We start from the raw sequence: 24513 nt of genomic DNA, 5'->3' as shown, positions 1-24513 counted from the left end.
GACATGGCCCCCCGCATCCTGCTCGCCCGCCACGGACAGACCTCCTGGTCGCTCTCCGGCAAGCACACCGGGCGGACGGACGTCCCCCTGCTGGAGGAGGGCCGCCGCGGCGCGAAGCTGCTGGGCGAGCGACTGGCCCGGGACCCCTGGTCCGGGCTCCGCGGGGTCGAAGTGCGGACCAGCCCGCTGGTCCGCGCGAGCGAGACCTGCGACCTGGCCGGGTTCGGCGGACGGGCCGAGCCCTGGGACGCGTTGATGGAGTGGGACTACGGCGACCACGAGGGCATGACGCCGGCCGAGATCCAGGCCGTCCGGCCCGGCTGGCTGCTCTGGCGCGACGGCGCGCCCGGCGGCGAGTCGACCGCCGAGGTCACCGCGCGCGCCGACGCGATCGTGGCCTGGGCCCGCTCGGCGGAACGGGACGTGCTGGTCTTCGCCCACGGCCACATCCTGCGCAGCCTGGCCGCCCGCTGGCTGGGCGAGGACATCTTCTTCGGCTCCCGCGTCCGCCTCGACCCGACCTCCCTGTCGGTCCTCGGCTGGCAGTACGGCGCCCCGTCCCTGGACCGCTGGAACGACACGGGCCACCTGTAACCCGCCGTGTGGGCAGGCGTCCCGCAGGGGGAGGTGGGCACACGGGGACACCCCGCCCAGCCTCCGAACCCCGCCCGGCCGGAGCGGACCCCGTGTCCCGGGCAGACCGCACGGTCAAGGCAGACCACACGGTCAACGCTCAAGCCTGCGCCTGCCGCCCCAGGAACGCCGCCACCCGCCCCGACCGCTGGTACGGCACCAGCACCCGGGCGGTAGCCCCCAGCATCGACCGCACCCGGGTCGACCGCACCTCCGCCAGCCGGTCCAGCACCCGCTCGCCAGCCCACGCCGCCTCGTCCGGCGCCCCCGCCCGAGCCAGATCGTCGGCGAGCTCCGCCGTGTACAGCGCCATGTTCCGCGCGAAGTGCGGGTCCTGGAGGTCCGCCGCACGCCGGGCGTGCCGCGCGGCCCGCCCGTACTCGCCCAGCCCCGCCCAGCACCGGGACTCCAGCGATTCGAGCTCGGCCTCGCCGAAGAAGGACATCCACTCCGGGTCGGCGGCCGCCGCGCCGCGCGCGAAGTGCGTGTGCGCCCGGCTCAGGGCCTCCTCGCAGGACCGGCGGTCCCCCAGCCCCGCCCAGCCGCCGGCCTCCCGCAGCGAGAGCAGCGACAACAGCCGCGAGGAGCCCAGCCCGCGGGCCGCCCGCAGCCCCGCCTGCGCGGCCCGCACGGCCTCCCGCGGCCGCCCGGCGTCCCGGGCCAGGAAGGCGGTGTTGGAGAAGGCGTGGGCCTCCAGCCCGGCGTCCCCGGACACCCGGGCGGTGGCCAGCGCCTCCGCGTAGTGCGACCGGGCGTCCTCGTACCGGCCCGAATCGTGTGCCAGCCAGCCCACCGAGAGGGCCAGTTCGCCCGCGCCCGCCTGGATCCGGTCCTCGGTGGACTGCCGCATCGCCCCGGCGTCCAGCAGCGCGTAGGCCGCGGCCAGCGGTTCGGCGGCCCGCCGGTACAGATCGTCCGCGCCGTGCCGGTCGTCCAGCAGCCGGATCCGGCGTACGGCTTCCTCGACGGCGGCGGCCTCGGAAGCACCGGCCCGGCCCGGGGTGCGGCGGTGGTCGCCCAGCGGGCTGAAGTCGATCGCGGCGGCGGCCACGGTGGCCGAGCCGCCGGCCATGAATGCGCGACGCAGCACGTCGCTCTCCTCGGAGGGGGTGGGGGACGGGACGAAGACGGTGGCGGGGGACGGAGCGGGGAAGCGGGAGCGGTCCCGGCCGCGGACCGCCTCGCGCGGGGAGAACCCGAGGTCGGCCAGGGTGTGCCCGGGGAACATGTGCAGGAAGACCCGCTCGTAGGCGTAGTTGGGGCAGCGGATCTCGCCGGACTCGACGCGGCCGATGTAGCGCGCGTCGCAGGAAACCGTTTCTCCGATCTCGCGGGCCGCCCGGCGCACCAGGGCCGCGAACTCGGCGGGGGAGTGCCGGCCGCGCAGCCGCCGGAAGGAGGTGTTGGGCGTGAGGGAGATGGGGGACGCCGTCATCGACGTGGCCTCTCTGGCGAGAACTCCTGCCGGTTCTTGGAAGGGGGGTCCGGCGCGCATGAACGTACCGCCAGGCGTCCTGCCTCCACACGCTGTTTGGCTACAAAAGGGATATCTCACCCGCGATCTGCCATGAACCGCCATCCTTTGCGGCGGCTTCCCGCCGCCACCGTTGACGTTCCCGGGCGTTGAACCATGAGGAGTGGTCAAGGAGCAGGAGGAGGGGTTCCCTTGTTGGACGCCGGGATGGAGAACTTCGCAGCGGGCGCCCGCACCGCCCCCGAACCGGGTGTCGCTCCCGACCTCGTGACCGTGCCCACCCGCCAGGGCCTGGAGGCGGTCGACATCATCCGCCGAGCCGCCGCCTCCGCGACGGGCGTGGGCCCCGTCCTCCACGACGGCGCCGGCGACACCCTCGGCTTCCTCGTCCCGGCCGGCACCGCCGACGCCTGGGACCTCCCCGGCAGCGCCTGTACGCAGACCAATGGGCGCGGCATGCGGTTCGGCGACGCCCCGGCGATCGGCGGGGCCCCCACCACCGGTGGCGCGGGCACCGGCTGGCTCCTTCCGCCGGACGCGGGCGGCGGCGAGGTGACCGATCCGGAGGTGCTGCGCGCGGCCCTCGGCGAGGCCGCCCGGCTGATCGAGGCGGCGGACAGCTGCCGCTGACCGGCCCGGTCCGCTGTCCGGCCCACCCCGCTGACCGGCGATAATGGGTCAGTGGCACGAAGCAGACGGCGCGGCGGCGAGCGGGAGAGCGGGATATCCGAGGCGGTCACCGGACAGGTGGACGGCGGGACGGCCGAGCTGGCCCCGGACCGCGACCGGGCCCGTGCCTGGACCCTGCTGATCGACGGTGCCCCGCAGTCCCACGTCGACCTCGACGACCCGTCCCACCTCGACTTCTCCTACCAGCGGCGGATCGGGCACCTGATCGATCTGGCCGGGCCGCCCCGGCAGCCGCTGAACGTGCTCCACCTGGGCGGCGGCGCCTTCACCCTCGCCCGGTACACCGCCGCCACCCGCCCCCGCTCCGGCCAGCAGATCGTGGAGATCGACGCCGGGCTGGTGGCCTTCGTGCGGCAGCACCTGCCGCTGGACCCGCAGGCCCGGGTCCGGGTCCGGGCGGTCGACGCCCGTGCCGGACTGGCCAAGCTCCCCGACGGCTGGGCGGACCTGGTGATCGCGGACGTGTTCGGCGGGGCCCGTACCCCGGCGCACCTGACCAGCGCCGAGTTCCTGGACGACGTACGGCGGGTGCTGTCGCCCGCCGGGTGGTACGTCGCGAACCTCGCGGACGGGCCGCCGCTGGCGCACCTGCGCGCGCAGATCGCGACCGCGGCCTCCCGCTTCGGACACCTGGCGATGGCGGCGGACCCGGTGGTCTGGCGGGCGAAACGTTTCGGCAATGCGGTCCTGGTGGCCGCCGACACCGAACTCCCCGTCGCCGACTTCACGCGGCGCGTGGCGAGCGACCCCCACCCGGGCCGCGTCGAGCACGGCCGCGCCCTCGCCGACTTCGCCGGCGGCGCCGTCCCGGTCACGGACGCCTCGGCCACCCCGTCCCCGGCACCCCCGCCGTCCGTGTTCCGCTGACGGCGCGGCCGGGGGGCGGGCCGATCAGTAGTGGTAGCGGGCCTGGGCGATTTCGACTGCCTGGTCCCGCACGCGGTAGACGAGGCGGTGTTCGTCGGTGATCCTCCGGGACCACCAGCCGGACAGGACCTCCTTCAGAGGCTCGGGCTTCCCGATGCCCTCGAAGGGAGTGCGCCTGATCTCCTGGATCAGACGGTTGATCCTCTTGAGGATCTTCGGGTCCGCGGTGGCCCAGTAGGTGTACTGCTCCCACGCGGCGTCGGAGAAGACGACCTTCACGCAGCTGACTCCTCGGACGGCTCCGTGTCGATCAGTTCCCTGGCCTCGCCCTGACCGGCGTCCAGCTCGGCGATGGATTCCATGAGGATCTGCGCATTGCGCGGCGAGCGCAGGAGGTAGACGGTCTCCTGCCAGGAGCGGAAGTCCTCGGCCGACATCATGACGATGTCACCGTGCTCGCGAGAGGTGACCTCTATCGGCACGTGGTCCTCGTTGACTCTCCGGATCAGCGGATAGAACTTCTGACGGGCTTCGTTCGCCGAGATCGGCATGCGCTGGCCTCCGGATCGCACCAAAAACAGCATGGATACGTACGGCTACACCGTACCACTGCGAGGCTCAGCGTTCGTCGGTCTGGACGAGGGGCGGGTGGTCGTGCCAGGTGCAGAAGACGTCGGACTCGCGGCCGTCCTTGGAGAAGGTCACCCGGATCCACTGCGGCTGCTTCCACACCTGCATCTGCCAGCCCGCCGACGGGGTGGCAGACGCGAGCTCGGCCCAGGAGTCGTGGAGTTCGAAGACCACGCGGCCGCCCGCCACGGTGTAGCCCTCCACCTTGCCCGTGCCGGAGCCGGAAGGTTTGCCGGCGGTCGGCTTGCCCGCGCTCGGGCCCGGGTCCGGCAGGGCCGGGGGTACGGACTTCTTCGGAGGCTTGGTGGTGGGGGCGGCCGGGGACCGGGGGGACGAGGACGGGGCGGACGGTGCCGCCGGTGTGCCCGGCTCCCGTTCCGGTTCCGCGCGGTGCGTGGAGGAGGAGAGCGGGCCGGCGGTCAGCGGGATGGCCTTCGGCCGGTCGTACGCCGTCCCGGACATCACCGTGTGCACGCCCCACCAGGACAGCGTCACCGCTGCCCCGGTCGCCAGCGTCCAGGCCAGTGCGTGGACAAGTCCTCGTTGCATCAGCGCACATACTGCACCACCCGTCCCAGACTCTGCCCGCCACCCCGGTGGGTCCCCCGGATGGCGTACGGTGCGGGCCATGGCAAGTGTGCTCGTGGTCGAGGACGACCAGTTCGTGCGTTCCGCTCTGATCCGGCACCTGACCGATGCCGCGCACACGGTGCGCAGCGTCGGGACGGCACTGGAGGCACTGCGGGAGGTCGCGCACCACCGCTTCGACGTGGTCATCCTCGATCTCGGCCTGCCCGATCTGGACGGTTCCGAGGCGCTGAAGATGCTGCGCGGCATCACCGACGTACCGGTGATCATCGCGACCGCCCGGGACGACGAGGCCGAAATCGTCCGGCTGCTCAACGACGGCGCCGACGACTACCTCACGAAACCCTTCTCCGTGGAGCACCTGTCCGCCCGGATGGCCGCCGTACTGCGCCGCGCGCGCTCCTCGGCCGGGGCCGAGCCGCCCTCCCGGGTGCTGCGGGTGGGCGGGCTGTCCATCGACCCGCTGCGTCGCCAGGCCGAGCTCGACGGGGCCGTACTCGACCTCACCCGGCGGGAGTTCGACCTGCTGGCCTTCCTGGCCGGGCGACCCGGAGTCGTGGTGGCCCGGCGGGACCTGCTCGCCGAGGTCTGGCAGCAGTCCTACGGGGACGACCAGACCATCGACGTCCACCTGTCCTGGCTGCGGCGGAAACTGGGGGAGACCGCGGCCAGCCCCCGCTACCTGCACACCCTCCGGGGCGTCGGCGTGAAGCTGGAGCCGCCGCGGTGAGCGCGGTGCCCGCGGCATGAGATGGGCACTGGTCAAGGTGTGCCTGGCGGTCACCGTCATGGTGGTCGTGGCCTTCGCCGTACCGCTGGGCCTGGTGGTCCAGGAGATGGCGCGCGACCGGGCGTTCTCCAACGCCGAGCGGCAGGCCGCCACCATCGGACCGACCCTGTCGATCACCACTGACGCGCAGCAGCTGCACCGGGCCGTGGAGAGCACCGACATGGGCGCGGTCCGGCGGATGGCGGTGCACGTGCCGGCGGTGCACGGCGAGGCCGCCGTGATCATCGGCGAGCCGGGCTGGGCCGGCACGGAGGCCGTGCAGCGGACCCGGCAGGAGGGCTCCGCGCGGACCGTGCGCGCGGGCGGCGGGTTCGCCCTGCTGCAGCCCACCGCCATCGGCACCGGGGACATCGCCGTGGTCGAGGTCCTCGTGCCGGAGAGCGAGGTCAGCAACGGGGTGACCACGGCCTGGCTGGTGCTCGCCGGGGTCGGGGCCGCACTGGTCGTGGGCTCGGTGGCGGTCGCGGACCGGCTGGGCGCCCGGATGACCGGACCGGCCCGGCGGCTGGCGCACGCCGCACAGGAGCTCGGCGAGGGCAGGCTCGGCGCCCGGGTCCCCGCGGACGGTCCCAAGGAACTCCGCTCGGCGGCCGTGGCCTTCAACTCCATGGCCGACCAGGTGATGGAACTGCTCGCCAACGAGCGGGAGTTGGCTGCGGACCTCTCGCACCGGCTGCGCACCCCGCTGACCGTGCTCCGGCTCAACACGGCCTCGCTGGGCGACGGCCCGGCCGCCGAACAGACCCGGGCGGCGGTCGAGCAACTGGAGCGCGAGGTGGACGCGATCATCCGGACGGCTCGCGAACAGCGCTCCACGACCGCCGCCGCGGCCGGCTGTGACGCCGCGGAGGTGATCCGGGAGCGGATGGAGTTCTGGTCGGCGCTGGCCGAGGACCAGGGGCGCGAGGTACGGCTCGCCGGGGCCTCCCGGAGGATACGGATCCCGGTGGCGCGCCCGGAACTGGTGGCCGCGATGGACGCCATGCTCGGCAACGTGTTCCGGCACACCGCGGAGGGCACGCCGTTCGCGGTGGACGTGCACGAGACCCCGGGCGCGGTGATCGTGCTGGTCTCGGACGCGGGGCCGGGCATCGCCGACCCGGACGCGGCGCTGCGGCGGGGCAACGACGGGGGCCGGACCGGTTCCACGGGGCTCGGGCTGGACATCGTACGGCGGGTGGCGGAGTCGACCGGCGGGGACGTACGGCTGGGCAGCTCGGTGCTCGGCGGCACCGAGGTGCGGGTGTGGATCGGGCTGGACGGGCGGGACCGGGCGCAGGCGGGGACGGGGCGGGCCGGCCGGCGCAAGCGCCGCAGGTGAGCGTACGGCCGGTGCGGCCGGAGCGGACGCGGCGGACGCGGTGACCCCGGCGGGCGGGCGGGTGCGGCTGGACGGGTGGGAGCGGCTCCCGGATGGCGTCCGGCGGTTGCCGGTGCCGGGGGCCCACCCGACGGTGGGTGTGACGGAAGGAGTCACACATGAGAGTCATGATCCGGGGCACGTCGACACGGCCGTGGGCAACGAAGCCCTCAAGAGCGGCACACTGCCGACAGTGATGAACGGCCTGATGGAGAGGCTGAAGCCGGAAGCGGCGTATTTCGGCCTTTCGGAAGGCGTGCGGTCCTTCTGGTTCGTCTGTGAGGTGGCGGACAGCTCTGCCATGCCGGCGCTGCTGGAACCGCTGTTCTTCGAGCTCCACGCGGAGGTCGAGGTCCATCCGGTGATGAACCCGGAGGAACTGAAGAAGGGTCTCGCGGCCATGGAGCACACCCCGAAGGGCTGAACCGGCACGCTCCCGGGGGCGGCGCGTGGTAGAGCTGTGCCGGCACTGCTCGCCGCACTCCCTGAAGGGGCGAACCCCTATGCGTTACGCAGTACTCGGCACCGGAATCGTCGGCCGGACGCTGGCCGGCCGGCTCGCCGGCCTTGGCCACGAGGTGGTCATCGGCACCCGGGACCCGGAAGCGACCATGGCCCGTACCGAAGCCGGGCCGATGGGCACCCCGCCCTACGCCACCTGGCAGGCGGACCACCCGGAGGTCCGCCTGGCCGGCTTCGCCGAGGCGGCCCGGTCCGGGGAGATCCTGGTCAACGCCACCGCCGGGCTGGTCAGCATCGCCGCCCTCACCGAGGCGGACGCCGCCCACCTGGACGGCAAGGTGCTCATCGACGTGGCGAACCCGCTGGACTTCTCCCACGGTTTCCCGCCGGGTCTGGACCCGGTGGACCGGGACAGCCTCGGCGAGCTGATCCAGCGCACCTTTCCCGGGCTGCGCGTGGTCAAGTCCCTCAACACCATGAACTGCCTGGTGATGGTCGACCCGGCGCGGGTGGCCGGCGAACACCACGTGTTCCTGTCCGGGGAGGACGCGGACGCGAAGAAGGCAGTCCGTGAACTCCTGCTCTCCTTCGGCTGGCCGGAGGGCTCGATCCTCGACCTCGGCGGTATCGAGACCGCCCGCGGCACCGAGATGCTCCTGCCGATCTGGCTCCGGCTGATGGGCAGCCTGGGCCACACCGACTTCAACTTCCACATCCAGGGCGCGGGCGGACCCGGTTCGTGGGGCGGCCACTGACAGCCGGCCGGAACCGGCCGGGCGCCCGATCGCATGCCGGCGGGGCGTCTGAGGGCCAGGGCCTGTTGCCTGACGGTCAGTCGCCGGAGGTGAGGCGTTCGGCCTGGGAGCGGCCGACCTCGGCCGCCCGGTGCAAGTAGTCGGCGATGACGGCGAGTTCGGCGTCGGAGTAGCTGTCCAGCACGGCGCCGAACGCGCGCCCCGGGGTCTCCCAGGCGGTGCTGATGCGCTCCCGGGCCTCGGTGTTGAGGGAGACCAGGGAGCGGCGGCGGTCCTGGGGGTCGGCCTTGCGCTCCACCACGCCCGCCTTGGCCAGGCGGTCGACGAGCCGGGTCGCGGAGCCCGAGGTCAGACCGGTGAGCCTGGCGATGTCGCCGGTGCTCACCGGACCGGGCTCCATGTCGAGGAGGGCGATGCACTGCATGTCCGTGGGGTGCATGCCGAGCCGGTCGGCCATGGCCTGGTTGAAGAGCGAGTAGTCGGCGTAGTGCCGCTGGCTCTCGGTGACGACCCGCGCGAGGAGCTCGGCCCGGCTCCACTGCTCCTCACCCGGACGGGGGGAATCGGTTGACATCGGCATCTCCATGGTCCAAATTTATCTGCGTGGCGCAGTGAATGCGTCACGAAGAATCTGTGTCACGCGCTCAGCATAGCCGTTCGCGGCACCGACTCACCGACTCACCGACTCGCTGACTCGGCGACGCGCTGACGCGCTGACGCACGGACCGAGAGGGAACGACCATGACCATCCTCGTCACCGGCGGCCGCGGCGCCGTCGCCCGCGGCCTCACCGCTCTGCTCGACCGCCACGGCCTGGCGCACCGCCCGGCCTCGCGCCGCCCGGACCGCCCGGGCACCGTCCACCTGGACCTCACCGACCCGGGCGGCTTCCCCGCCGCGCTCCAGGGAGTGCGCTCCGTCTTCCTGTACGCCGAAGCCGCCGCCGTCGACGCCTTCGTCAAGGAGGCCGTCGCCGCCGGTGTCGAGCACGTCGTGCTGCTGTCCTCCTCCTCGGTGCTCGCCCCCGACGCCGCCGACAGCCCGCTCTCCGCCGCGCACCTCGCCGTCGAGGAGGCGCTGCTCGCCTCCCCGCTGCGCACCACCCTGCTGCGCCCCGGCTCCTTCGCGAGCAACTCCCGCGGCTGGGCCTGGTCGGTCAAGGCCGGCCGGCCCGTCCGGCTGCCCTATCCCGGCGCCTACGCCGATCCGGTGCACGAGGCCGATCTCGTCGAAGCCGCCTTCGCGGTGCTCACCGACCCCACCCTGGCGGGCCGCGCGTACACCCTCACCGGACCGCAGGCGCTGACCTTCACCACCCAGCTCTCGATCCTCGGCGGCGTCCTGGAGCGCCCCATACCCGTCGAGACCGTCACCCCCGAGCAGTGGAAGGCCGACGTCGCCGAGTACGTGCCCGGTCCCTACGCCGATGCCCTGCTCGACTTCTGGGCCGCGTCCGACGGCCTCCCGGTCCCGGTCACCGGTGACGTCGAGCTGCTCACCGGCCACCCCGCCCGGTCCTTCCGCAGCTGGTGCGAGGACCATGCCGCCGAGTTCACCGCGTGACCGGTCTCACAGGGTGCGCGGCGGGTCCGCGGGACCGGGCGCGCAGCAGGCAGAACGCGGCCTGCGGTGCCGGGGAACGCAGAAGGCCCCGATCCGCTTCCGCGAACCGGGGCCCTCGTACAGGGTGAGTGACGGGACTCGAACCCGCGGCCACCTGGACCACAACCAGGTGCTCTACCAACTGAGCTACACCCACCATGTCCGGTCGGAATTCCGACCGGCCGAAGAAAAGGGTACAGGGTTCTGGAGGGTGCTCGCGCCCCCATTCCCCCGCCGCCTCACTCCGGGGCTGTCCGGCCCGTGCTATTCGGCGGGCAGGACGTGCTTCGCGGCGATGGTCCGGGCGGTGTCCGAGTCGGGTCCGGGCTGCGGCACGAAGACCGCCTCGCGGTAGTAGCGCAGCTCCGCGATGGACTCCTTGATGTCCGCGAGCGCCCGGTGGTTGCCGTTCTTCGGCGGGCTGTTGAAGTAGGCCCGCGGGTACCAGCGGCGCGCCAGCTCCTTGATCGAGGAGACGTCCACGATCCGGTAGTGCAGGTAGTTCTCGAGGGTGGCCATGTCGCGCAGCAGGAACCCGCGGTCGGTGCCGACCGAGTTCCCGCAGAGCGGGGCCTTCCCGGGCTCCTTCACGTGCTCCTTCACGTAGGCCAGGACCTGCGCCTCGGCGTCGGCCAGCGTGGTGCCGCCGGCCAGCTCGTCGAGCAGCCCCGATGCGGTGTGCATTTCGCGCACCACGTCGGGCATGGTCTCCAGGGCGGCGTCCGGCGGGCGGATCACGATGTCCACGCCTTCGCCGAGCACGTTCAGCTCCGAGTCGGTGACCAGTGCGGCCACCTCGATAAGTGCGTCGTCCGTCAGCGAGAGCCCGGTCATCTCGCAGTCGATCCACACCATGCGATCGTTCATGTGTCTCACCTTATGCGGAAGGTCCCCGGATCGGTCATGGACCGATCCGGGGACCTCGGGCAGTGCTACGCGTGCTCGCGCAGGGCCCGGCCCGGAGCGTAGAGCTCGGTGACCGTCGGGCCGGTGGCGGCCAGGGCCGCCGCGGCCCGCTGGGGCTGCGGAGTGCGCTGGTGCGGCACGGGACCACCAGTGATCTCGGAGACCGCCGGCACCTCGTTCTGCGGGCGGCGCGCCCGGTACGCGGACCGGTAGGCGGCCGGGGAGGACCCCAGCTGCCGCCGGAAGTGCCCGCGCAGCGCGACCGGCGAGCGGAACCCGCACCGGCCGGCGACCTCGTCCACGGAGTAGTCCGAGGTCTCCAGCAGCCGCTGGGCCTGCAGCACCCGCTGGGTGATCAGCCACTGCAGCGGCGCGCTGCCGGTCAGCGACCGGAAGCGCCGGTCGAAGGTACGCCGGCTCATGTAGGCACGGGCGGCGAGCGTCTCCACGTCGAACTGCTCGTGGAGGTGCTCCAGTGCCCAGGCCACCACCTCGGCCAGCGGGTCGGCGCCGATCTCCTCCGGCAGCGACCGGTCGAGGTAGCGCTCCTGCCCGCCGGTGCGGCGCGGCGGCACGACGAGCCTGCGGGCCAGGGCCCCGGCCGCCTCGCTGCCATGGTCCGTACGCACGATGTGCAGGCACAGATCGATTCCGGCCGCGGTGCCGGCGGAGGTCAGCACGTCGCCGTCGTCGACGAACAGCTCGCGCGGATCGACATGGACGGACGGGTACCGCTTGGCCAGCGTCGGCGCGTACATCCAGTGCGTCGTCGCGGGCCTGCCGTCCAGCAGGCCGGCGGCGGCGAGCACGAAGGCCCCCGTGCACAGCCCGACGATCCGGGCGCCCTCCTCGTGCGCCTGACGCAGTGCGTCCAGCGCCTCCGCGGGCGGTGGTGAAGTGATGGACCGCCAGGCCGGTACGACCACGGTGCCGGCGCGGGCAATGGCCTCCAGCCCGTACGGGGCGGTCAGTTCGAGTCCGCCGGTGGTCCGCAGCGGACCGTCCTCCCCGGCGCACACGAGCAGTCGGTAGCGTGGAACTCCCGCGTCCTGCCGGTCAATGCCGAACACGGAGAGTGGAATGGAACTCTCGAAAATCGGACCGCCGCTGAAGAGCAGCACCGCGACGATTTCCCTGCGGCGGCGCCCCGCGAGCTTCCTGCCGGCGTCCGCGACGACGGCGGTGGAATCCTGGCTCATGGCGCTAAGCCCCCCTTGGGTGTCGCGACTCCTTGGTCTGGTCGCACCTGCACGTTTCCCCTCGGCCTTGCACGTGATCCCCCGCCGTAAATACATGATCGAATCTACTGCGTCGTGTGCTGTCGGCGTGACAAGTTCAGCACGCAGCGCTATGTCGACTTGGCAACTTGGCGAAAAGCATTCGATCAGGAAGCGTTCCACTCCGCGACCTCGCGAGGAAGCGGGCCGGGCGGCTGTGGCCAGTACTCGTAGGGTCTCCGCGCCCCCCGTCCGCCGTAGACGCTGGTGGTAGGGGGGTTGCGGGGGGATTCCGGCAATGGTTGTACCCGAAAGTGAAGTTGGCTGAAAACATGCGGGGGCGGGTGTGCGAACCGGTCAGTCCTGGGGGGCCGTTCCCCCGGAGGCGTGACAGCCGCGGTGCGCGCCCGCCCCGCTCCGCGAGTGCCGGCCCCGGTGCGGGGCGGCCGCCCCCTGGGGCTCCGCGAGCACCCGCGCCGCCGCCCTCTGGTTCTTCTCCGAGAGCCGCAGCAGGACCCGGCACGCGGCCGTCACCGCGACCAGGCCGAGGGTCGCGACGGCCGCCCCGCCGAAGGAGGTCCCGTAGACCACCAGGACCACCGGGACGAGCAGGCAGCTGAACGCCGCCCAGCGCACCACGTCCCCGGCGGGGTCCTCGCGGGCGGGCCGGTGCGGCCGGTCGGGCTGGACGGGGTGAACCGGATGGCCTGGCACGGCAGTACTCCCTGCGGGGTCTTCCTGACACGGTCGGACCCTTGTCCAACGGCGCCCGGCGGGCGCCGGTCACTGCGCGCACGGGTGGCTCGTCACTGCCTGTAGGGGACAACCGCCATTGCCAAGCAAGGTCCTCTCCGGCATGCTCCCTGGGACGCTCTCCAAGGGCGGCAAGCCCTGTGCAGGACAGGAGTGTCGCCGTACCCTGGTGGGTAAAGGCCTGGGAAGATGCTCCCCGCACACTCGTTGGTCACCCAGCGTCGCCAATCCGCCCGTTGCTTCCCGAGGATCCGAACGCCGAGACACCCATGGCCGGTCACGACATCCCCGAACCCGCGGACCGCAAGCGCAAGCGCCTCGCCGACGCCGCGTCGGCCGATCTGCGCGCCGCCGAGGAGGCGCGCCCCCAACCCTGCGATCCGGCCTTCCGGCACGGCGTCGTGGTCGGCTTCGACGGCTCCACCTCCAGCGAGCGGGCCCTCGCCTACGCGATCGGAATGGCCCGTCGGTCCGGCTCCGGTCTGATCATCGTGCACGTGGCCAACCGCCTGCCGACGACGGTCTGGGCGGGCTGCGAGCCGCCGGTCTTCGTGGACGTGCCCGACCACCGCACCGAGGTGCTGGGGCTGGAACTGGCCTGCGCCGACTATCTGGCGGAGGTGCCCTGGATCCTCGTCGAGCGCGGCGGGGACATCTGCCACGAGCTGGAGGAGGTCGGCCGGGAGTACTCGGCCGACGCCATCGTGGTCGGTTCGACGCACGGCATCGTGGGGCGCATTTTCGGCTCGGTGGCCGGCCGGCTCGCGAAGCGGGCGCAGCGGCCCGTCGTTGTCATTCCGTAATCGCCGCGTGACGGATCGTCTGCCTCTTGTGCGGTTGTGCACCGATGTGAAGGGTACATAAAAAGCGCTGGGTAACAGCACAATTGCAGATCGGATCGAAGGGAGCCCGCCGTGGACAATGACGTCTCCGCGGGAAGCACGGCCACCACTTCGACCCTGGGGCACCTGGCCCTGGGTCTCACCCTTCTCGCATTCGGAATCGGCCACACCGGCGTGATCGACGGTGTCTCCGCGGCCAACTCCGTCCTCCTCGCCATGTACGTGGGAGGCGTCGCCCTCTTCCTCCTCGGACTCCTCGAGTACCGCGGCGGCAACGGATTCAACGGCACCGCGTTCGCGGGCCTCGGCATCTTCTGGTTCACCTGGGCCAAGGGCGCCGGTGCGTCAGCCTCCGACGAAGCCGCCGGAACGTTTCTCGTCCTCTTCGCGCTGCTCGCGCTGACCCTCACGGTCGCCGCGTCGAGCGGTCTGTTCAGCCAGGGCGTGTACGCCCTGCTGACCCTCTCCCTGCTCCTGCTCGCGATAGGCGCCTTCGCGGACAGCGGCGGTCTCGCCAAGGCCGGCGGCTGGGTCGCCGCCGTCTCGGGTCTGCTCGGCTGGTACGGCGCCACCGCCGCACTGGCGAAGTGGCCGATGGCCCTGGGCCGGGCGGGGCGCGGCGCCCCCGCCGCGGGCTGACGCCCGCACGACACCGTCCGCAAGGACCGGCGGAACGAAGGACAGCCGGTACACCGCAGCCCCCGTGCACGGATGCACGGGGGCTGCGGCACGTCCGCCGTCCGGTCGACTATTCGACGGTGACGGACTTGGCCAGGTTGCGCGGCTTGTCGATGTCCCGGCCCAGCGCCTGGGCGGTGTGGTACGCCAGCAGCTGCAGCGGGATGCCCATCAGGATCGGGTCGAGCTCGTCCTCGTTCTTCGGGACGATGATCGTGTGGTCGGCCTTCTCCTGCTCGCGGTGGGCCACCGCGAGGATGCGGCCGCTGCGGGCCTTGATCTCCTCCAGCGCCGCGCGGTTCTTCTCCAGCAGGTCGTCGTCCGGGACGATCGCCACGGTCGGCAGCGAGGGCTCGATCAGCGCCAGCGGGCCGTGCTTGAGCTCCGAGGCCGGGTAGGCCTCGGCGTGGATGTAGGAGATCTCCTTCAGCTTGAGGGAGGCCTCCAGGGCCACCGGGTAGCCGCGCACCCGGCCGATGAACATCATCGACTTCGCGTCGGCGTACTCGGCCGCCAGCCGCTTGATCTCGTCCTCCTGCTCGAGGATCTCGCCGATCTGCGCGGGCAGCTTCCGCAGGCCCTCGATGATCCGCTTGCCGTCGGTGACGGACAGGTCGCGGATCCGGCCGAGGTGCACGGCGAGCAGCGCGAAGGCCACGACCGTGTTGGTGAAGCACTTGGTGGAGACCACGCAGACCTCCGGGCCGGCGTGCACGTAGACGCCGCCGTCCGCCTCGCGGGCGATCGCGGAGCCCACCACGTTGACCACGCCCAGCACTCGCGCGCCCTTGCGCTTGAGCTCCTGGACGGCGGCCAGCACGTCGTAGGTCTCACCGGACTGGGAGACCGCGATGTAGAGGGTGTCGGGGTCGACCACCGGGTTGCGGTAGCGGAACTCCGAGGCCGGCTCGGCGTCGGCCGGGATGCGGGCCATGCCCTCGATGAGGGAGGCGCCGATCATGCCGGCGTGGTACGAGGTGCCGCAGCCGAGGATCTTGACCCGGCGGATGGCGCGGGCCTCGCGCGGGTCGAGGTTCAGGCCGCCGAGGTGCACGGTGGAGAACCGGTCGTCGATCCGGCCGCGCAGCACGCGGTCGACCGCGTCGGGCTGCTCGGAGATCTCCTTGTGCATGTAGGTGTCGTGGCCGCCCATGTCGTAGGAGGCGGCCTCCCACTCCACGGTCTCGGGGGTGGCGTTGGTGGTCGTCCCGCTGGTGGTGTACGTGCGGAAGTCGTCGGCCTTGAGGGTGGCCATCTCGCCGTCGTTCAGGGTGACGACCTGGCGGGTGTGGGCGACCAGCGCGGCGACGTCGGAGGCGACGAGCATCTCCTTCTCGCCGATGCCGAGGATGACCGGGGAGCCGTTGCGGGCGACGACGATGCGGTCGGCGAAGTCGGCGTGCATGACGGCGATGCCGTACGTGCCCTCGATCACCTTGAGGGCCTCGCGGACCTTGCCCTCCAGGGTGTCGGCCTCGGAGCGGGCGACCAGGTGGGTGATGACCTCGGTGTCGGTCTCGGACGCGAAGACCACGCCCTCGGCCTCCAGCTTGGCGCGCAGCTCGGAGGCGTTGTCCACGATGCCGTTGTGGACGACGGCGACCTTGTTCTCGGGGTCGAGGTGCGGGTGCGAGTTGTGGTCGCTCGGGGCGCCGTGGGTGGCCCAGCGGGTGTGGGCGATGCCGGTGGTGCCGGCGAAGCGCTTGGGGACGCGGGCCTCCAGGTCGCGGACGCGGCCCTTGGCCTTGACCACCTTCAGGGCGCTGGCCTTCGGGCTGTTGACGACGATGCCCGCGGAGTCGTAACCCCGGTACTCCAGCCGCTGCAGGCCTTCGAGCAGCAGTGGCGCGACGTCACGCTTGCCGATGTAGCCGACGATTCCGCACATGGATGTATGCCCCTCCTGAACGTTCGTACGTGTGTGCCCGGCGTCCTGCCCGGCCGGTTCGCGGTCAGCCGTAGACGATGCGGCGCAGCTGCCGGAGCGAGAGCTCCGGAGGAGCCACCGCGCGGTGCGGCAGCTCGGCCGCGATCCGATCGAAGATCTCGGTGTTCACCGATCCGCCGGACTGCAGTTCGCGGTGGCGGCGGCGGACGAACTCCTCGGTCGTCTCGTCGAAGTACGCCAGTACGTCGAGCACCACCCGAGCGGCCTCACCACGCTGCAGCGCGGTGCTGCGCACCAGGTGGTCGACGAGGTCGTCATGCGACGGGCGGCGTTCGAGCACCCGTAGATACTGACGTCTCACGCCTCGGAACGCAAAGATCCTGCCCGATTTCGGGCAGGATCTTAAAGGTCCAGACCATGGAATCCGACATTCCGCCGGAATCTGCGGTTCGGACCCCCGCGACACCGCAGGTGGACCGCCGGTCAGAACCTGCGGAGCACCGCCGCCTTCGCCGTGGCGAACTCCTCCGCTGTGAGGATCCCCACCTGGTGCAGTTCCCCGAGTTCCCGGAGCCGGCGCAGCAGCGCGTCGTGGTCCTCGGCGGGCGGGGCCGCGTGCGGAGCGGCAGCGACCGGGGCGGGCCCGCCGGGCGCGGTGAGCTCCTTCGCGGGCACGGCGTCGGCGGGTACGGCGTCGGCGCGCGCCGCCGGATGCGGCATCCGCACCGCCACGGCCGCCGCCACCAGCGCCATCAGCGGGTCCTTCTTGAATCCGAAGAGCTCCACGCTGTGCGGGTCGTACTTGGGCGCGGGCGTGCCCGTCGTGTTCCCGGCCAGGGTGAAGCGCAGCCAGCCGTTCTCCAGGCCGACCGCCGGGAACCAGTCCACCGATGTGAGGTCCGCCACCCGGAACGAGCGCGGCCCGCCCGAGGCCTTGGCCTCCTCGGTCTTCCAGTTCCACTCCAGACTCACCCGGTCCCCGTCGAACGTGGCCGTCCCGTCACCCGCCCCCACCGTGATCGGCACCGACGGCCCCGGCACCAGGTACTCCCACACCGGTCCCGGGTCCACCTGGTCCAGCAGCAGCGCGTTGCGCACCTCGTCGACGAAGTACTCGGCGATCCCGCCGCGGTCCGGCTCCACCGTCAGCCGGTAGGGGTCCGAGGCCTCCGGCAGCCGCCCCGCCGTCACCTGGAGCAGCGGGTCCGCGCCCTCCCGCAGTCTCAGCCTGAGCCGTCCCGCCTTACGGCCGGGCTCGTAGGAGATCCCGGCCAGCGCCCGCAGCGGTACGGTGACCTCGCCGAGGGTCTGCCGCAGCAGTCCCGTCCCCTTGTCCCGGCCCGGCACGATGCGCACCGCGTCCCCGTCGAAGGTCCAAGTGCCGTCCTTCTGGATGATTTCTGCCATCCTTCGATTCTTCCACCGTCCCGATCAAGGGAGTTGGCCTATACCTGGGCGCATGAGACGGGTTCTGCACACGCTCGGTGTCCTGTTGGTCCTCGCCACCGCGGCCTCCTGTTCCCAGGCCCGCGGCGCCGGCGACGCGAAGCCCGGCGAACGGCTCGCCCAGGTCGACCTCCCGCCCTACGAACGACTGCTGCCGGCCCCCGCCGAGGTGCGTCCGGGCGGGCCCGCCCACCGCCTCGCCGCCGGCACGGTGATCCGCACCGGTGCCGGCGACGAGGCGGTCCGGCAGATCGGCGAACGGCTCGCCGAGGAGCTCCGCGGCCCCACCGGCCTGCCGCTGCCCGTGGTCGACGACACGGCGGGCGGTGGCGGCGACGGCATCCGGCTGCGCCTCGACCGGTCCGAAGGCTCCGACGGGTCGGACGGGTCGGACGGGTCGGACGGGTCCCGACTCGGGGAGGAGGGCTACCGCCTGGAGTCCACGGCCGCCGCCGTGACCCTGACCGCGCACACCCCCGCCGGGTTGTTCCGCGGGGTGCAGACCCTGCGCCAGCTGGTGTCCGGCCGGGAGGTCCCCGGCGGCACGGTCACCGACGCGCCCCGGTTCGCGTACCGCGGGGCGATGATCGACATCGCCCGGCACCACTTCACCGTCCCGCAGGTGAAGCGGTACGTGGACCAGCTCGCCCAGTACAAGATCAACAAGCTGCACGTGCACCTGACCGACGACCAGGGCTGGCGGCTGGACATCGCCTCCTGGCCGCGGCTCGCCTCGTACGGCGGCGTGGGCGGGGTCGGCGGCGGCCCCGGCGGCCACTGGACCCGCGAGGACTACCGCGAACTCGTCGCCTACGCGGCCGACCGGTACATCGAGGTGGTCCCCGAGATCGACATGCCGGGCCACACCCACGCGGCCCTGGCCTCCTACGCCGAGCTCAACTGCGACGGCAAGGCCCCGCCGCGCTACACCGGCACCAAGGTCGGCTTCAGCTCCCTCTGCGTCTCCAAGGAGATCACCTACGAGTTCGTGGACGACGTACTGCGCGAACTGGCCGAGCTGACCCCGGGCCGCTACCTGCACATCGGCGGTGACGAGGCGCACTCCACCCCCGCGGCGGACTACGCCTCCTTCATGGAGCGGGCACAGGCGGTGGTCGCCTCGTACGACAAGACGGTGGTGGCCTGGCACCAGCTGGCCGCGGCGACCCCGGCACCCGGCGCGATTCTCCAGTGGTGGGGCCACGACAAGACCCCGGCCGCCGAACGGGACCGGGTGGCGGCCGCCGCACGGGCCGGCCACAAGCTGATCCTCTCCCCGGCCGACCGCGCCTACCTCGACATGAAGTACGACAAGGACACCGTCCCCGGCCTGGCCTGGGCGGGCTACGTCCCGGTCCAGCGCTCCTACTCCTGGGACCCGGGCAGCCACCTCCCCGGCGTCCCGGAGGCGGCGGTCCTCGGCGTCGAGGCCCCGCTGTGGACCGAGACCATCGCCACCCGCGCCGACCTGGAGCACATGGCCTTCCCCCGGCTGCTGGGCCTGGCCGAGCTCGGCTGGTCCCCGGCCGCGAAGCTCGACTGGCCCTCGTACGCCCAGCGCCTCGCCGCGCACGGCCCCCGCCTGGAGGCCCAGCAGATCGGCTACTTCCGCGCCCCGGACGTGCCCTGGCCCGCCGAGGTGCTCCCGTCCCCGGCCGCCGCCGCACCCACGGCCCCCTTCCCGCCCCGCGACGACATCCCGCGGAGCTGAACCCGGCCGCCGACCGCCGTCCGGGCGGCCGGAGCGCAAGACTGTCAGTGGGGCGGCTTGCGGGAGACGGCCATGGACAGCTCGCTGCGGATGGGACGGGTCTTCGGGATACCGGTGCGCGTCCACTGGACCGTGCCGGTCCTCGTCTGGCTCTTCGGGTACAGCCTGGGCAGCCGAGCGCTCCCGGCCACGGTGCCGGACCGGCCGGGCGCCGTGTACGCGGTCGCCGGCCTGGCCGGGGCCCTCCTGCTGCTGGGCAGCCTGCTGGCGCACGAGGCCGCCCACGCGGTCACGGCACGGCGCAGGGGCATCCCGGTCCAGGGCATCACGCTCTGGGCACTGGGCGGGATGACCGAGATGGGCCGGCCGCGCGCTGCCCGCGCGGCCTTCCTGGTGGCGCTGAGCGGGCCGCTCACCAGCCTGCTCCTCGGGGCGGCGGCGTTCGGGGCCGGTATCGGCCTGGGCACCTGGACCGACTGGGCCGTGCCCGCGGCCGTCTTGCTGTGGCTCGGCTGGATCAACCTCGTCCTGGGCGTCTTCAACCTGCTGCCCGCCGCGCCGCTCGACGGGGGCCGGGTGCTCCAGGCGCTGATGTGGTGGCGCACGGGAGACCAGGAGCGGGCGGAACGGGCGGCGGCACGCAGCGGACAGGTCCTCGGCGTCGCGCTGATCGGGGTCGGCTGGATCGCCCTGCTGCGCGGCTCCCCGGGCGGCCTGTGGCTGGCCCTCATCGGCCTCTTCGTCTACGTCGTCGCCGGCGCGGAACGCCGGCACGCGGGCCTCGCGTCGGCCCTGCGCGGCGTACGGACGGCCGAGGCCATGACGAGTCCGGTGGAGACCTGCCCGGACTGGCTGACCGTGGAACGCTGCATCGAGGACGTGGCCCTGCGGGCCCGCCACGCCGTGCTGCCCGTGCTGGACTTCGACGGACGCCCCGCCGGCCTGCTGCACCTCGCCCGCCTCGCGAAGGTCCCGCCCGCGCAGCGGGACACGGTCCGGGTCCGCGACGTGGCGACCCCCGCAGCGACCTGCCCGACCTGCGCCCCCGACGACCTCCTGACGGACGTCCTGGAGAAACTCCCCCTCACCCGCGGGGGCATCCACATCCTCGTCACGGCCGAGGGCGGCCACCTCCAGGGCATCGTCACCGAACGCGACATCGTCCGCCTGGTCCAGCGTCACGCACTCCGGCGCCCTGGCACCTCCTGAACTTCGTGTCGGTCCGGGCGCATGATCGGATCGGTTCGCAGCGGTCGGGTGCGGCCGGGGTGTCCGCTGCCAGGGTTGAACTCGAAAGGAGGCCTCATGATCTCGGCACTCAACCAGTTGGTCGATCTCGTCGAGGAGCACCTCGGCGAGGAGCCCGATGTCCACCGGCTGGCGGGGGCGCTCGGCACGACCGAGTACCACCTGCGCCGGATGTTCTCGTCGTTGGCCGGCATGCCGCTGTCGGAGTACGTACGGCGGCGGCGCATGACCGTTGCCGCCGCCGATGTGGTCCGGGGCGAGGGGGATCTGCTGAGCATCGCGGTCCGGTACGGATACGGCTCCAGCGAGGCGTTCGGACGTGCGTTCCGGGCGGTCCACGGCGTCGGCCCCCGTGAAGTGCGCCGCGATGGAGGCCCCTTGCGCACACAACCGCAGCTCAGGTTCCGCCTGACCGTCGAAGGGAGCATCCCCATGGACACCCGCCTCGTCAACCGGCCCGCGTTCCGGCTGGTCGGACACGCCACCCGGGTCCCGCTCATCCATCAGGGCGCCAACCCGCACATCCAGGAGCACATCGCCGCACTGCCGCAGGAGGAACACCTGCGGCTGAAGGCCCTCAGCGACACCGAACCGCGAGGTTTGCTGCAGGTCTGCGACGACCTCGACAGCGACGGCACGGAGGGCAGCGAACTGACCTACCTGCACGGAGTCGCCCTCGGCCAGGACACCCCGACCCCGGACGGCCTCGACGCCATCGAGGTGCCGGACGGGACGTGGGCGGTCTTCCGTACCAGCGGACCGCATCCGCAGGCCCTGCAGGAGACCTGGGCGGCGACCGCGACCGACTGGTTCCCTTCCAACCCGTGGCGACTGCGACCGGGTCCCTCGATCGTCACCACCCTCGCGCACGCGGACGATTTCAGCACCGCGACCTGTGAGCTGTGGCTGCCCGTCGAACCGGCGTAACGCACCATCGAACGCGGCTGCGCGCTTCAGTTGACGAAAACCGCCAACTGAAGCGCGCGGTCGCTTTTCGGATCATCCGATCTACTCTGGGACGTATGTCCTTGATCGCAGGACTGCACGTCACGGGCGTCTTCCTCTGGTCCGGCCGCCTCACCCGCGGCGGCATCCACATCTTCGTCACCTCCGACGGACACCTGCAGGGCCATCATCACCGAACGCGACATCGTCCGCCTGGTCCAGCGCCACGCGCTTCGCCGCGCGGAGGGCCGGTGAGTGTGCGGGAATAGCGCAGCACGTCCTGCCCTGCGGCGTCCGAGGCTCATAGGCTGGCCCGGTGATTCGTACCGTGGTCCTGGACGTAGGAGAGACACTCACTTGCGATGACCGCTACTGGGCATCCTGGGCCGACTGGCTCGGCGTACCGAGACACACGCTCTCTGCCCTCGTCGGTGCGGTTGTGGTGGATGGACGGGACAACGCGGACGCGCTCCGGATGCTCAGGCCGGGTATCGACATCGGCGCGGAGTACGCCGCCCGAGCGGCGGCCGGGCGAGGCGAGCAACTCGACGAAAAAGACCTCTATGAAGACGTGCGGCCGGCTTTGGCGGCGTTGCGGGCTGCCGGTGCCCGCGTCGTCGTCGCCGGTAACCAGAGCCGGCTCGTGGGCGATCTCCTCCGCGCCCTGGAGCTGCCCGCAGACCTGGTGGTGACGTCAGGGGAGTGGGGGGTGGCCAAACCCGACCCGGGGTTCTTCGCCCGTGTGCTGGACGTTGCCGCCGCTCCGCCGGACGAGACCTTGTACGTGGGGGACCATCCGGCCAACGACGTGTTTCCGGCCCGGTCGGCCGGGTTGAGGACCGCCCACCTGCGCCGTGGCCCGTGGGGGTTCTGGTGGGCCGACGACCCCGGCGTTCGGGCCGCCGCAGACTGGTCGATCGACTCCTTGCACGACCTGGTTGGTCTCGTCTGACCCACGGGCAACTCCCGTAGCCGCTACGGTCTGCGCATGGCCGAACACATCGGGCAGCGCATCGCCGTACGGCGCAGGGCCCGACGGATGACACAAGCGGACTTGGCCCGCGAATCCCACGTCTCCCTCGTCATGGTGAAAAGCGTTGAGCGAGGCGTACGCACACCATCCCCGGTGCTGTTGGAGGCGTTGGCCTCAGCCCTCGGCGTCGACGCGTCCAGGCTCGACCCGGCGTACACAGGCACGCAGCACAAGGTCCATGCCGCACTCCCGGCGATCTCTGCAGCCATCGCCGGGTACGACTTTCCCCTCGACCCGCCTGGCCGCCCGCTCGCCGAAGTCGCTGCGGCTGTGTCCGCGGCGACCGGCTGGCGGCTTGCGGCCCAGTACGGTCACATCGCCACCAAGGCCTCGGCGTTGCTGACGGATACGCTTGCCCACCTGCACGCAACAGGCGGCCGGGGCCGAGCAGAGGCAGCCCGCCTCGTTGTCGACGCTGCGAGGGCGGCGGATGCCGTGGCGTACAAGTATGGTGCGCACGACCTGTCTGCGCGGCTGATCGACGTCATGCGCTGGGCGGCAGATCAGACCGGAGACGCTGACGTCGTGAACACGGCTGCGTACGTGCACGCCGAGACGTTCATGGCAGCCCGCGCACACCGGGCCGGCCAGGCTGCCCTAGAACGGGCACTCGGAATGGTGCCCGGGCCGGTCTCCGAACGCGCGGCGGCCGTTCAGGGGGCTCTGCATATGAGGACTGCTGTGGTCGCGGCCCGAGCAGGGAATGCTGCCGCCGCACGGGCTCATCTTCACGAAGCTGAACGTCTCGCTGAGGGACTGCCGGAAGGTATCTACTTGGGCACGGCCTTCGGCCAATCGAGCGTACGGATCCACGAGGTGGCGGTAGCCGTCAGCCTCGGTCTGGACCACATCGGTCACGCCTTGGACCTGGTGCGCGATTGGAAGCCGAGCAGTGAGATCCCGGCCGAGCGTCGGTCTGGCTTCTACGTCGAGCTGAGTCGGGCCCAACTGTGGTCAGGTCAGCCCGACGCCGCGTTCGAGTCCCTGAAGGTGGCACGCCGACTGGCGCCGCAGCATGTCCGCGAGCACCCGTGGGCGCGTGAGGACGTAGTGACGATCCGCCGCATCAAACGGGCGCACGCCGATTCGCTGACTGCGTTCGCGGACTGGATCGGCGCTGTCTGAGCAAGCCACGAAGGGGATACAAGCCGTATCCCTTACCCCCGTTGCAGTAGTCCATCATCTACCTGCCCAGTGCAAGGGAAGACCCCCGCGACTGCGCGAACAGTCCAGGGGCGTGGCCAACGCTTACGAGGAGCGTCGACGTGCTGCATTTTATCGGGCTGGTTCCGAATCTGAGGCAGTGGTGGCGACGACAGGTGCTCGTCCTCGCCACCTACGGGGTCGATCTGGGGCCCCGGGTCATTCATGGGCGGGTGATGGCCCGATGAGCGAGGACGGATCACACGAGGTCGTGCGGCGGTGGCGGCGGGAGGCGCGGTGTGTGCCGCTCGCGCGGGCCGAACTGCGCAAGGTGCTCGCCGACTGGGGGCTGGGAGAGCTGGAGGGGGATGCGCTGCTCGTGGCGTCCGAGCTCGTCACCAACGCCGTACGGCACGCGTTCGCGCCACCGGACCGGGAGATCGAGACCCGGTACGTGCGGCTGCCGCACGGGGTCCGGGTGGAGGTGCACGACGCCTGCCCGGCCAGGCCGGCACTCCGCGAACTGCCCGAGGGCGACGGCGGGCGGGGGTTGTACCTGGTCGCGGCCCTCGCCGACCGGTGGGCCGTGGGGGAGCGGGTCGGCCCGGGGAAGCGGGTGTGGGCCGAGCTGTCCGTGAGGCCGCATTGAGCGCCGTCCCGTGGCTGCTGACCGATGACCGCTCCGGCAGCGGGCCGATCCACGAGGTGGAGTGCACCTCGTGCCACGCCGGATCGGGCCCCGCCGAGGACCGGGACGCTCCGGCGGCATGGGCCCTGCGCCATGCCCGGAGCACCGGGCACACCGGATACCGGCGGATCGTCACCGATTTCCAGCGGGCCTTCGCGTCGTAG

28 protein-coding genes and 1 tRNA gene are annotated in these 24513 nt (G+C 72.1%); 17 read left to right on the top strand and 12 right to left on the bottom strand.

Features of this window, described 5'->3' with window-relative positions; translation table 11 throughout:
- The first annotated feature begins 3 nt into the window (after positions 1-3).
- A complete protein-coding gene (locus AC067U_RS23735) occupies positions 4-594 on the top strand; it encodes a histidine phosphatase family protein (RefSeq protein WP_478831757.1) in 591 nt (196 codons plus the stop codon).
- A gap of 139 nt (positions 595-733) precedes the next feature.
- On the opposite strand, the gene AC067U_RS23730 is transcribed toward AC067U_RS23735, so the two are convergent.
- Positions 734-2068, bottom strand: a complete 1335-nt coding sequence (locus AC067U_RS23730) for a tetratricopeptide repeat protein (RefSeq protein ID WP_478831756.1) — start codon at positions 2066-2068, stop codon at positions 734-736.
- Positions 2069-2314: 246 nt separating this feature from the next.
- Between AC067U_RS23730 and AC067U_RS23725 the strand changes: the two genes are divergently transcribed.
- Positions 2315-2737, top strand: coding sequence for a hypothetical protein (locus AC067U_RS23725; protein WP_478831903.1), 423 nt, complete (start codon positions 2315-2317; stop codon positions 2735-2737).
- A 51-nt stretch (positions 2738-2788) separates the two neighbouring features.
- A complete protein-coding gene (locus AC067U_RS23720) occupies positions 2789-3664 on the top strand; it encodes a spermidine synthase (RefSeq protein WP_478831755.1) in 876 nt (291 codons plus the stop codon).
- A gap of 24 nt (positions 3665-3688) precedes the next feature.
- On the opposite strand, the gene AC067U_RS23715 is transcribed toward AC067U_RS23720, so the two are convergent.
- The 3 genes from AC067U_RS23715 to AC067U_RS23705 form a co-directional block, all read right to left on the bottom strand.
- The gene (locus AC067U_RS23715) at positions 3689-3943 is read right to left on the bottom strand and encodes a Txe/YoeB family addiction module toxin (RefSeq protein WP_478831754.1); all 255 of its coding nucleotides are present in this window, start codon (positions 3941-3943) and stop codon (positions 3689-3691) included.
- Positions 3940-4215, bottom strand: coding sequence for a type II toxin-antitoxin system Phd/YefM family antitoxin (locus AC067U_RS23710; RefSeq protein ID WP_478831753.1), 276 nt, complete (start codon positions 4213-4215; stop codon positions 3940-3942). Before AC067U_RS23710 ends, AC067U_RS23715 begins: the two co-directional genes overlap by 4 nt.
- A 67-nt stretch (positions 4216-4282) precedes the next feature.
- A complete protein-coding gene (locus AC067U_RS23705) occupies positions 4283-4843 on the bottom strand; it encodes a hypothetical protein (protein WP_478831752.1) in 561 nt (186 codons plus the stop codon).
- A 79-nt stretch (positions 4844-4922) separates the two neighbouring features.
- Here AC067U_RS23705 and AC067U_RS23700 point away from each other — a divergent pair, with 79 nt between their 5' ends.
- From AC067U_RS23700 to AC067U_RS23685, 4 genes are all read left to right on the top strand, one after another.
- On the top strand, positions 4923-5612 hold the full coding sequence (locus tag AC067U_RS23700; RefSeq protein ID WP_478831751.1) for a response regulator transcription factor: 690 nt from the start codon (positions 4923-4925) through the stop codon (positions 5610-5612).
- A 16-nt stretch (positions 5613-5628) separates the two neighbouring features.
- Entirely contained in the window at positions 5629-6993 is a 1365-nt protein-coding gene (locus tag AC067U_RS23695; protein ID WP_478831750.1) for a HAMP domain-containing sensor histidine kinase, read from the top strand.
- 193 nt (positions 6994-7186) lie between these two features.
- Positions 7187-7456: a hypothetical protein gene (locus tag AC067U_RS23690; protein ID WP_478831749.1), complete on the top strand. Its 270-nt coding sequence runs from the start codon at positions 7187-7189 to the stop codon at positions 7454-7456.
- A gap of 79 nt (positions 7457-7535) precedes the next feature.
- Positions 7536-8249 (top strand): NADPH-dependent F420 reductase, encoded by a 714-nt coding sequence (locus AC067U_RS23685; RefSeq protein ID WP_478831748.1) that lies wholly within the window; start codon positions 7536-7538, stop codon positions 8247-8249.
- Positions 8250-8325: 76 nt separating this feature from the next.
- Here the strand turns inward: AC067U_RS23685 and AC067U_RS23680 are convergent, their stop codons facing one another.
- A complete protein-coding gene (locus AC067U_RS23680; protein WP_478831747.1) occupies positions 8326-8823 on the bottom strand; it encodes a MarR family winged helix-turn-helix transcriptional regulator in 498 nt (165 codons plus the stop codon).
- A 167-nt stretch (positions 8824-8990) separates the two neighbouring features.
- Between AC067U_RS23680 and AC067U_RS23675 the strand changes: the two genes are divergently transcribed.
- On the top strand, positions 8991-9812 hold the full coding sequence (locus AC067U_RS23675; RefSeq protein ID WP_478831746.1) for an NAD(P)H-binding protein: 822 nt from the start codon (positions 8991-8993) through the stop codon (positions 9810-9812).
- A 123-nt stretch (positions 9813-9935) separates the two neighbouring features.
- Here AC067U_RS23675 and AC067U_RS23670 read toward each other — a convergent pair.
- The 4 genes from AC067U_RS23670 to AC067U_RS23655 all read right to left on the bottom strand — a co-directional run bounded on the left by AC067U_RS23670 (position 9936) and on the right by AC067U_RS23655 (position 12688).
- Positions 9936-10008: transfer RNA gene (locus AC067U_RS23670), tRNA-His, on the bottom strand.
- 107 nt (positions 10009-10115) lie between these two features.
- Positions 10116-10718, bottom strand: coding sequence for an oligoribonuclease (gene orn, locus AC067U_RS23665; protein WP_478831745.1), 603 nt, complete (start codon positions 10716-10718; stop codon positions 10116-10118).
- Between the two features lie 65 nt (positions 10719-10783).
- Positions 10784-11956, bottom strand: a complete 1173-nt coding sequence (locus AC067U_RS23660) for a helix-turn-helix domain-containing protein (RefSeq protein WP_478831744.1) — start codon at positions 11954-11956, stop codon at positions 10784-10786.
- Positions 11957-12331: 375 nt separating this feature from the next.
- Positions 12332-12688 carry a hypothetical protein gene (locus tag AC067U_RS23655; RefSeq protein WP_478831743.1) on the bottom strand — a complete coding sequence of 119 codons (357 nt, stop codon included), beginning with the start codon at positions 12686-12688 and terminating at the stop codon, positions 12332-12334.
- Positions 12689-12996: 308 nt separating this feature from the next.
- Between AC067U_RS23655 and AC067U_RS23650 the strand changes: the two genes are divergently transcribed.
- The gene (locus AC067U_RS23650) at positions 12997-13530 is read left to right on the top strand and encodes a universal stress protein (RefSeq protein WP_478831742.1); all 534 of its coding nucleotides are present in this window, start codon (positions 12997-12999) and stop codon (positions 13528-13530) included.
- A 111-nt stretch (positions 13531-13641) separates the two neighbouring features.
- Positions 13642-14208: an acetate uptake transporter gene (locus AC067U_RS23645; protein WP_478831741.1), complete on the top strand. Its 567-nt coding sequence runs from the start codon at positions 13642-13644 to the stop codon at positions 14206-14208.
- A gap of 109 nt (positions 14209-14317) precedes the next feature.
- On the opposite strand, the gene glmS is transcribed toward AC067U_RS23645, so the two are convergent.
- From glmS to AC067U_RS23630, 3 genes are all read right to left on the bottom strand, one after another.
- Positions 14318-16135 (bottom strand): glutamine--fructose-6-phosphate transaminase (isomerizing), encoded by a 1818-nt coding sequence (glmS, locus tag AC067U_RS23640; RefSeq protein ID WP_478831740.1) that lies wholly within the window; start codon positions 16133-16135, stop codon positions 14318-14320.
- Positions 16136-16199: 64 nt separating this feature from the next.
- Positions 16200-16475: a hypothetical protein gene (locus AC067U_RS23635; RefSeq protein WP_393575369.1), complete on the bottom strand. Its 276-nt coding sequence runs from the start codon at positions 16473-16475 to the stop codon at positions 16200-16202.
- A gap of 143 nt (positions 16476-16618) precedes the next feature.
- Positions 16619-17542 (bottom strand): DUF4429 domain-containing protein, encoded by a 924-nt coding sequence (locus AC067U_RS23630; protein WP_478831739.1) that lies wholly within the window; start codon positions 17540-17542, stop codon positions 16619-16621.
- Positions 17543-17594: 52 nt separating this feature from the next.
- On the opposite strand from AC067U_RS23630, the gene AC067U_RS23625 reads away from it, so the two are divergent.
- The 7 genes from AC067U_RS23625 (at position 17595) to AC067U_RS23595 (ending at position 24513) form a co-directional block, all read left to right on the top strand.
- The gene (locus AC067U_RS23625; protein WP_478831738.1) at positions 17595-19292 is read left to right on the top strand and encodes a family 20 glycosylhydrolase; all 1698 of its coding nucleotides are present in this window, start codon (positions 17595-17597) and stop codon (positions 19290-19292) included.
- A gap of 72 nt (positions 19293-19364) precedes the next feature.
- Positions 19365-20501 (top strand): site-2 protease family protein, encoded by a 1137-nt coding sequence (locus AC067U_RS23620; protein ID WP_478831737.1) that lies wholly within the window; start codon positions 19365-19367, stop codon positions 20499-20501.
- A gap of 96 nt (positions 20502-20597) precedes the next feature.
- A complete protein-coding gene (locus tag AC067U_RS23615; RefSeq protein ID WP_478831736.1) occupies positions 20598-21467 on the top strand; it encodes an AraC family transcriptional regulator in 870 nt (289 codons plus the stop codon).
- Positions 21468-21801: 334 nt separating this feature from the next.
- Entirely contained in the window at positions 21802-22437 is a 636-nt protein-coding gene (locus AC067U_RS23610; RefSeq protein WP_478831735.1) for an HAD family hydrolase, read from the top strand.
- Between the two features lie 36 nt (positions 22438-22473).
- Positions 22474-23643, top strand: coding sequence for a helix-turn-helix domain-containing protein (locus tag AC067U_RS23605; protein WP_478831734.1), 1170 nt, complete (start codon positions 22474-22476; stop codon positions 23641-23643).
- Positions 23644-23905: 262 nt separating this feature from the next.
- Positions 23906-24310, top strand: coding sequence for an ATP-binding protein (locus AC067U_RS23600; protein WP_478831733.1), 405 nt, complete (start codon positions 23906-23908; stop codon positions 24308-24310).
- Positions 24307-24513, top strand: a complete 207-nt coding sequence (locus tag AC067U_RS23595) for a DUF7848 domain-containing protein (RefSeq protein WP_478831732.1) — start codon at positions 24307-24309, stop codon at positions 24511-24513. Before AC067U_RS23600 ends, AC067U_RS23595 begins: the two co-directional genes overlap by 4 nt.

It is taken from the genome of Streptomyces sp. NPDC043853, assembly GCF_056436025.1.
Note: the sequence above shows the minus strand (reverse complement) of the source record. Positions and strands in the feature narration are given on the sequence as shown.

Bases quoted from the DNA above. Each gene is read 5' to 3' on its own strand.
- AC067U_RS23735 (WP_478831757.1), top strand. From the start codon at position 4: ATGGCCCCCCGCATCCTGCTCGCCCGCCACGGACAGACCTCCTGGTCG.
- AC067U_RS23730 (WP_478831756.1), bottom strand. From the start codon at position 2,068: ATGACGGCGTCCCCCATCTCCCTCACGCCCAACACCTCCTTCCGGCGG.
- AC067U_RS23725 (WP_478831903.1), top strand. From the start codon at position 2,315: ATGGAGAACTTCGCAGCGGGCGCCCGCACCGCCCCCGAACCGGGTGTC.
- AC067U_RS23710 (WP_478831753.1), bottom strand. From the start codon at position 4,215: ATGCCGATCTCGGCGAACGAAGCCCGTCAGAAGTTCTATCCGCTGATC.
- AC067U_RS23705 (WP_478831752.1), bottom strand. From the start codon at position 4,843: ATGCAACGAGGACTTGTCCACGCACTGGCCTGGACGCTGGCGACCGGG.
- AC067U_RS23700 (WP_478831751.1), top strand. From the start codon at position 4,923: ATGGCAAGTGTGCTCGTGGTCGAGGACGACCAGTTCGTGCGTTCCGCT.
- AC067U_RS23695 (WP_478831750.1), top strand. From the start codon at position 5,629: ATGAGATGGGCACTGGTCAAGGTGTGCCTGGCGGTCACCGTCATGGTG.
- AC067U_RS23685 (WP_478831748.1), top strand. From the start codon at position 7,536: ATGCGTTACGCAGTACTCGGCACCGGAATCGTCGGCCGGACGCTGGCC.
- AC067U_RS23680 (WP_478831747.1), bottom strand. From the start codon at position 8,823: ATGTCAACCGATTCCCCCCGTCCGGGTGAGGAGCAGTGGAGCCGGGCC.
- AC067U_RS23675 (WP_478831746.1), top strand. From the start codon at position 8,991: ATGACCATCCTCGTCACCGGCGGCCGCGGCGCCGTCGCCCGCGGCCTC.
- orn (WP_478831745.1), bottom strand. From the start codon at position 10,718: ATGAACGATCGCATGGTGTGGATCGACTGCGAGATGACCGGGCTCTCG.
- AC067U_RS23660 (WP_478831744.1), bottom strand. From the start codon at position 11,956: ATGAGCCAGGATTCCACCGCCGTCGTCGCGGACGCCGGCAGGAAGCTC.
- AC067U_RS23650 (WP_478831742.1), top strand. From the start codon at position 12,997: ATGGCCGGTCACGACATCCCCGAACCCGCGGACCGCAAGCGCAAGCGC.
- glmS (WP_478831740.1), bottom strand. From the start codon at position 16,135: ATGTGCGGAATCGTCGGCTACATCGGCAAGCGTGACGTCGCGCCACTG.
- AC067U_RS23630 (WP_478831739.1), bottom strand. From the start codon at position 17,542: ATGGCAGAAATCATCCAGAAGGACGGCACTTGGACCTTCGACGGGGAC.
- AC067U_RS23625 (WP_478831738.1), top strand. From the start codon at position 17,595: ATGAGACGGGTTCTGCACACGCTCGGTGTCCTGTTGGTCCTCGCCACC.
- AC067U_RS23620 (WP_478831737.1), top strand. From the start codon at position 19,365: ATGGACAGCTCGCTGCGGATGGGACGGGTCTTCGGGATACCGGTGCGC.
- AC067U_RS23615 (WP_478831736.1), top strand. From the start codon at position 20,598: ATGATCTCGGCACTCAACCAGTTGGTCGATCTCGTCGAGGAGCACCTC.
- AC067U_RS23605 (WP_478831734.1), top strand. From the start codon at position 22,474: ATGGCCGAACACATCGGGCAGCGCATCGCCGTACGGCGCAGGGCCCGA.
- AC067U_RS23600 (WP_478831733.1), top strand. From the start codon at position 23,906: ATGAGCGAGGACGGATCACACGAGGTCGTGCGGCGGTGGCGGCGGGAG.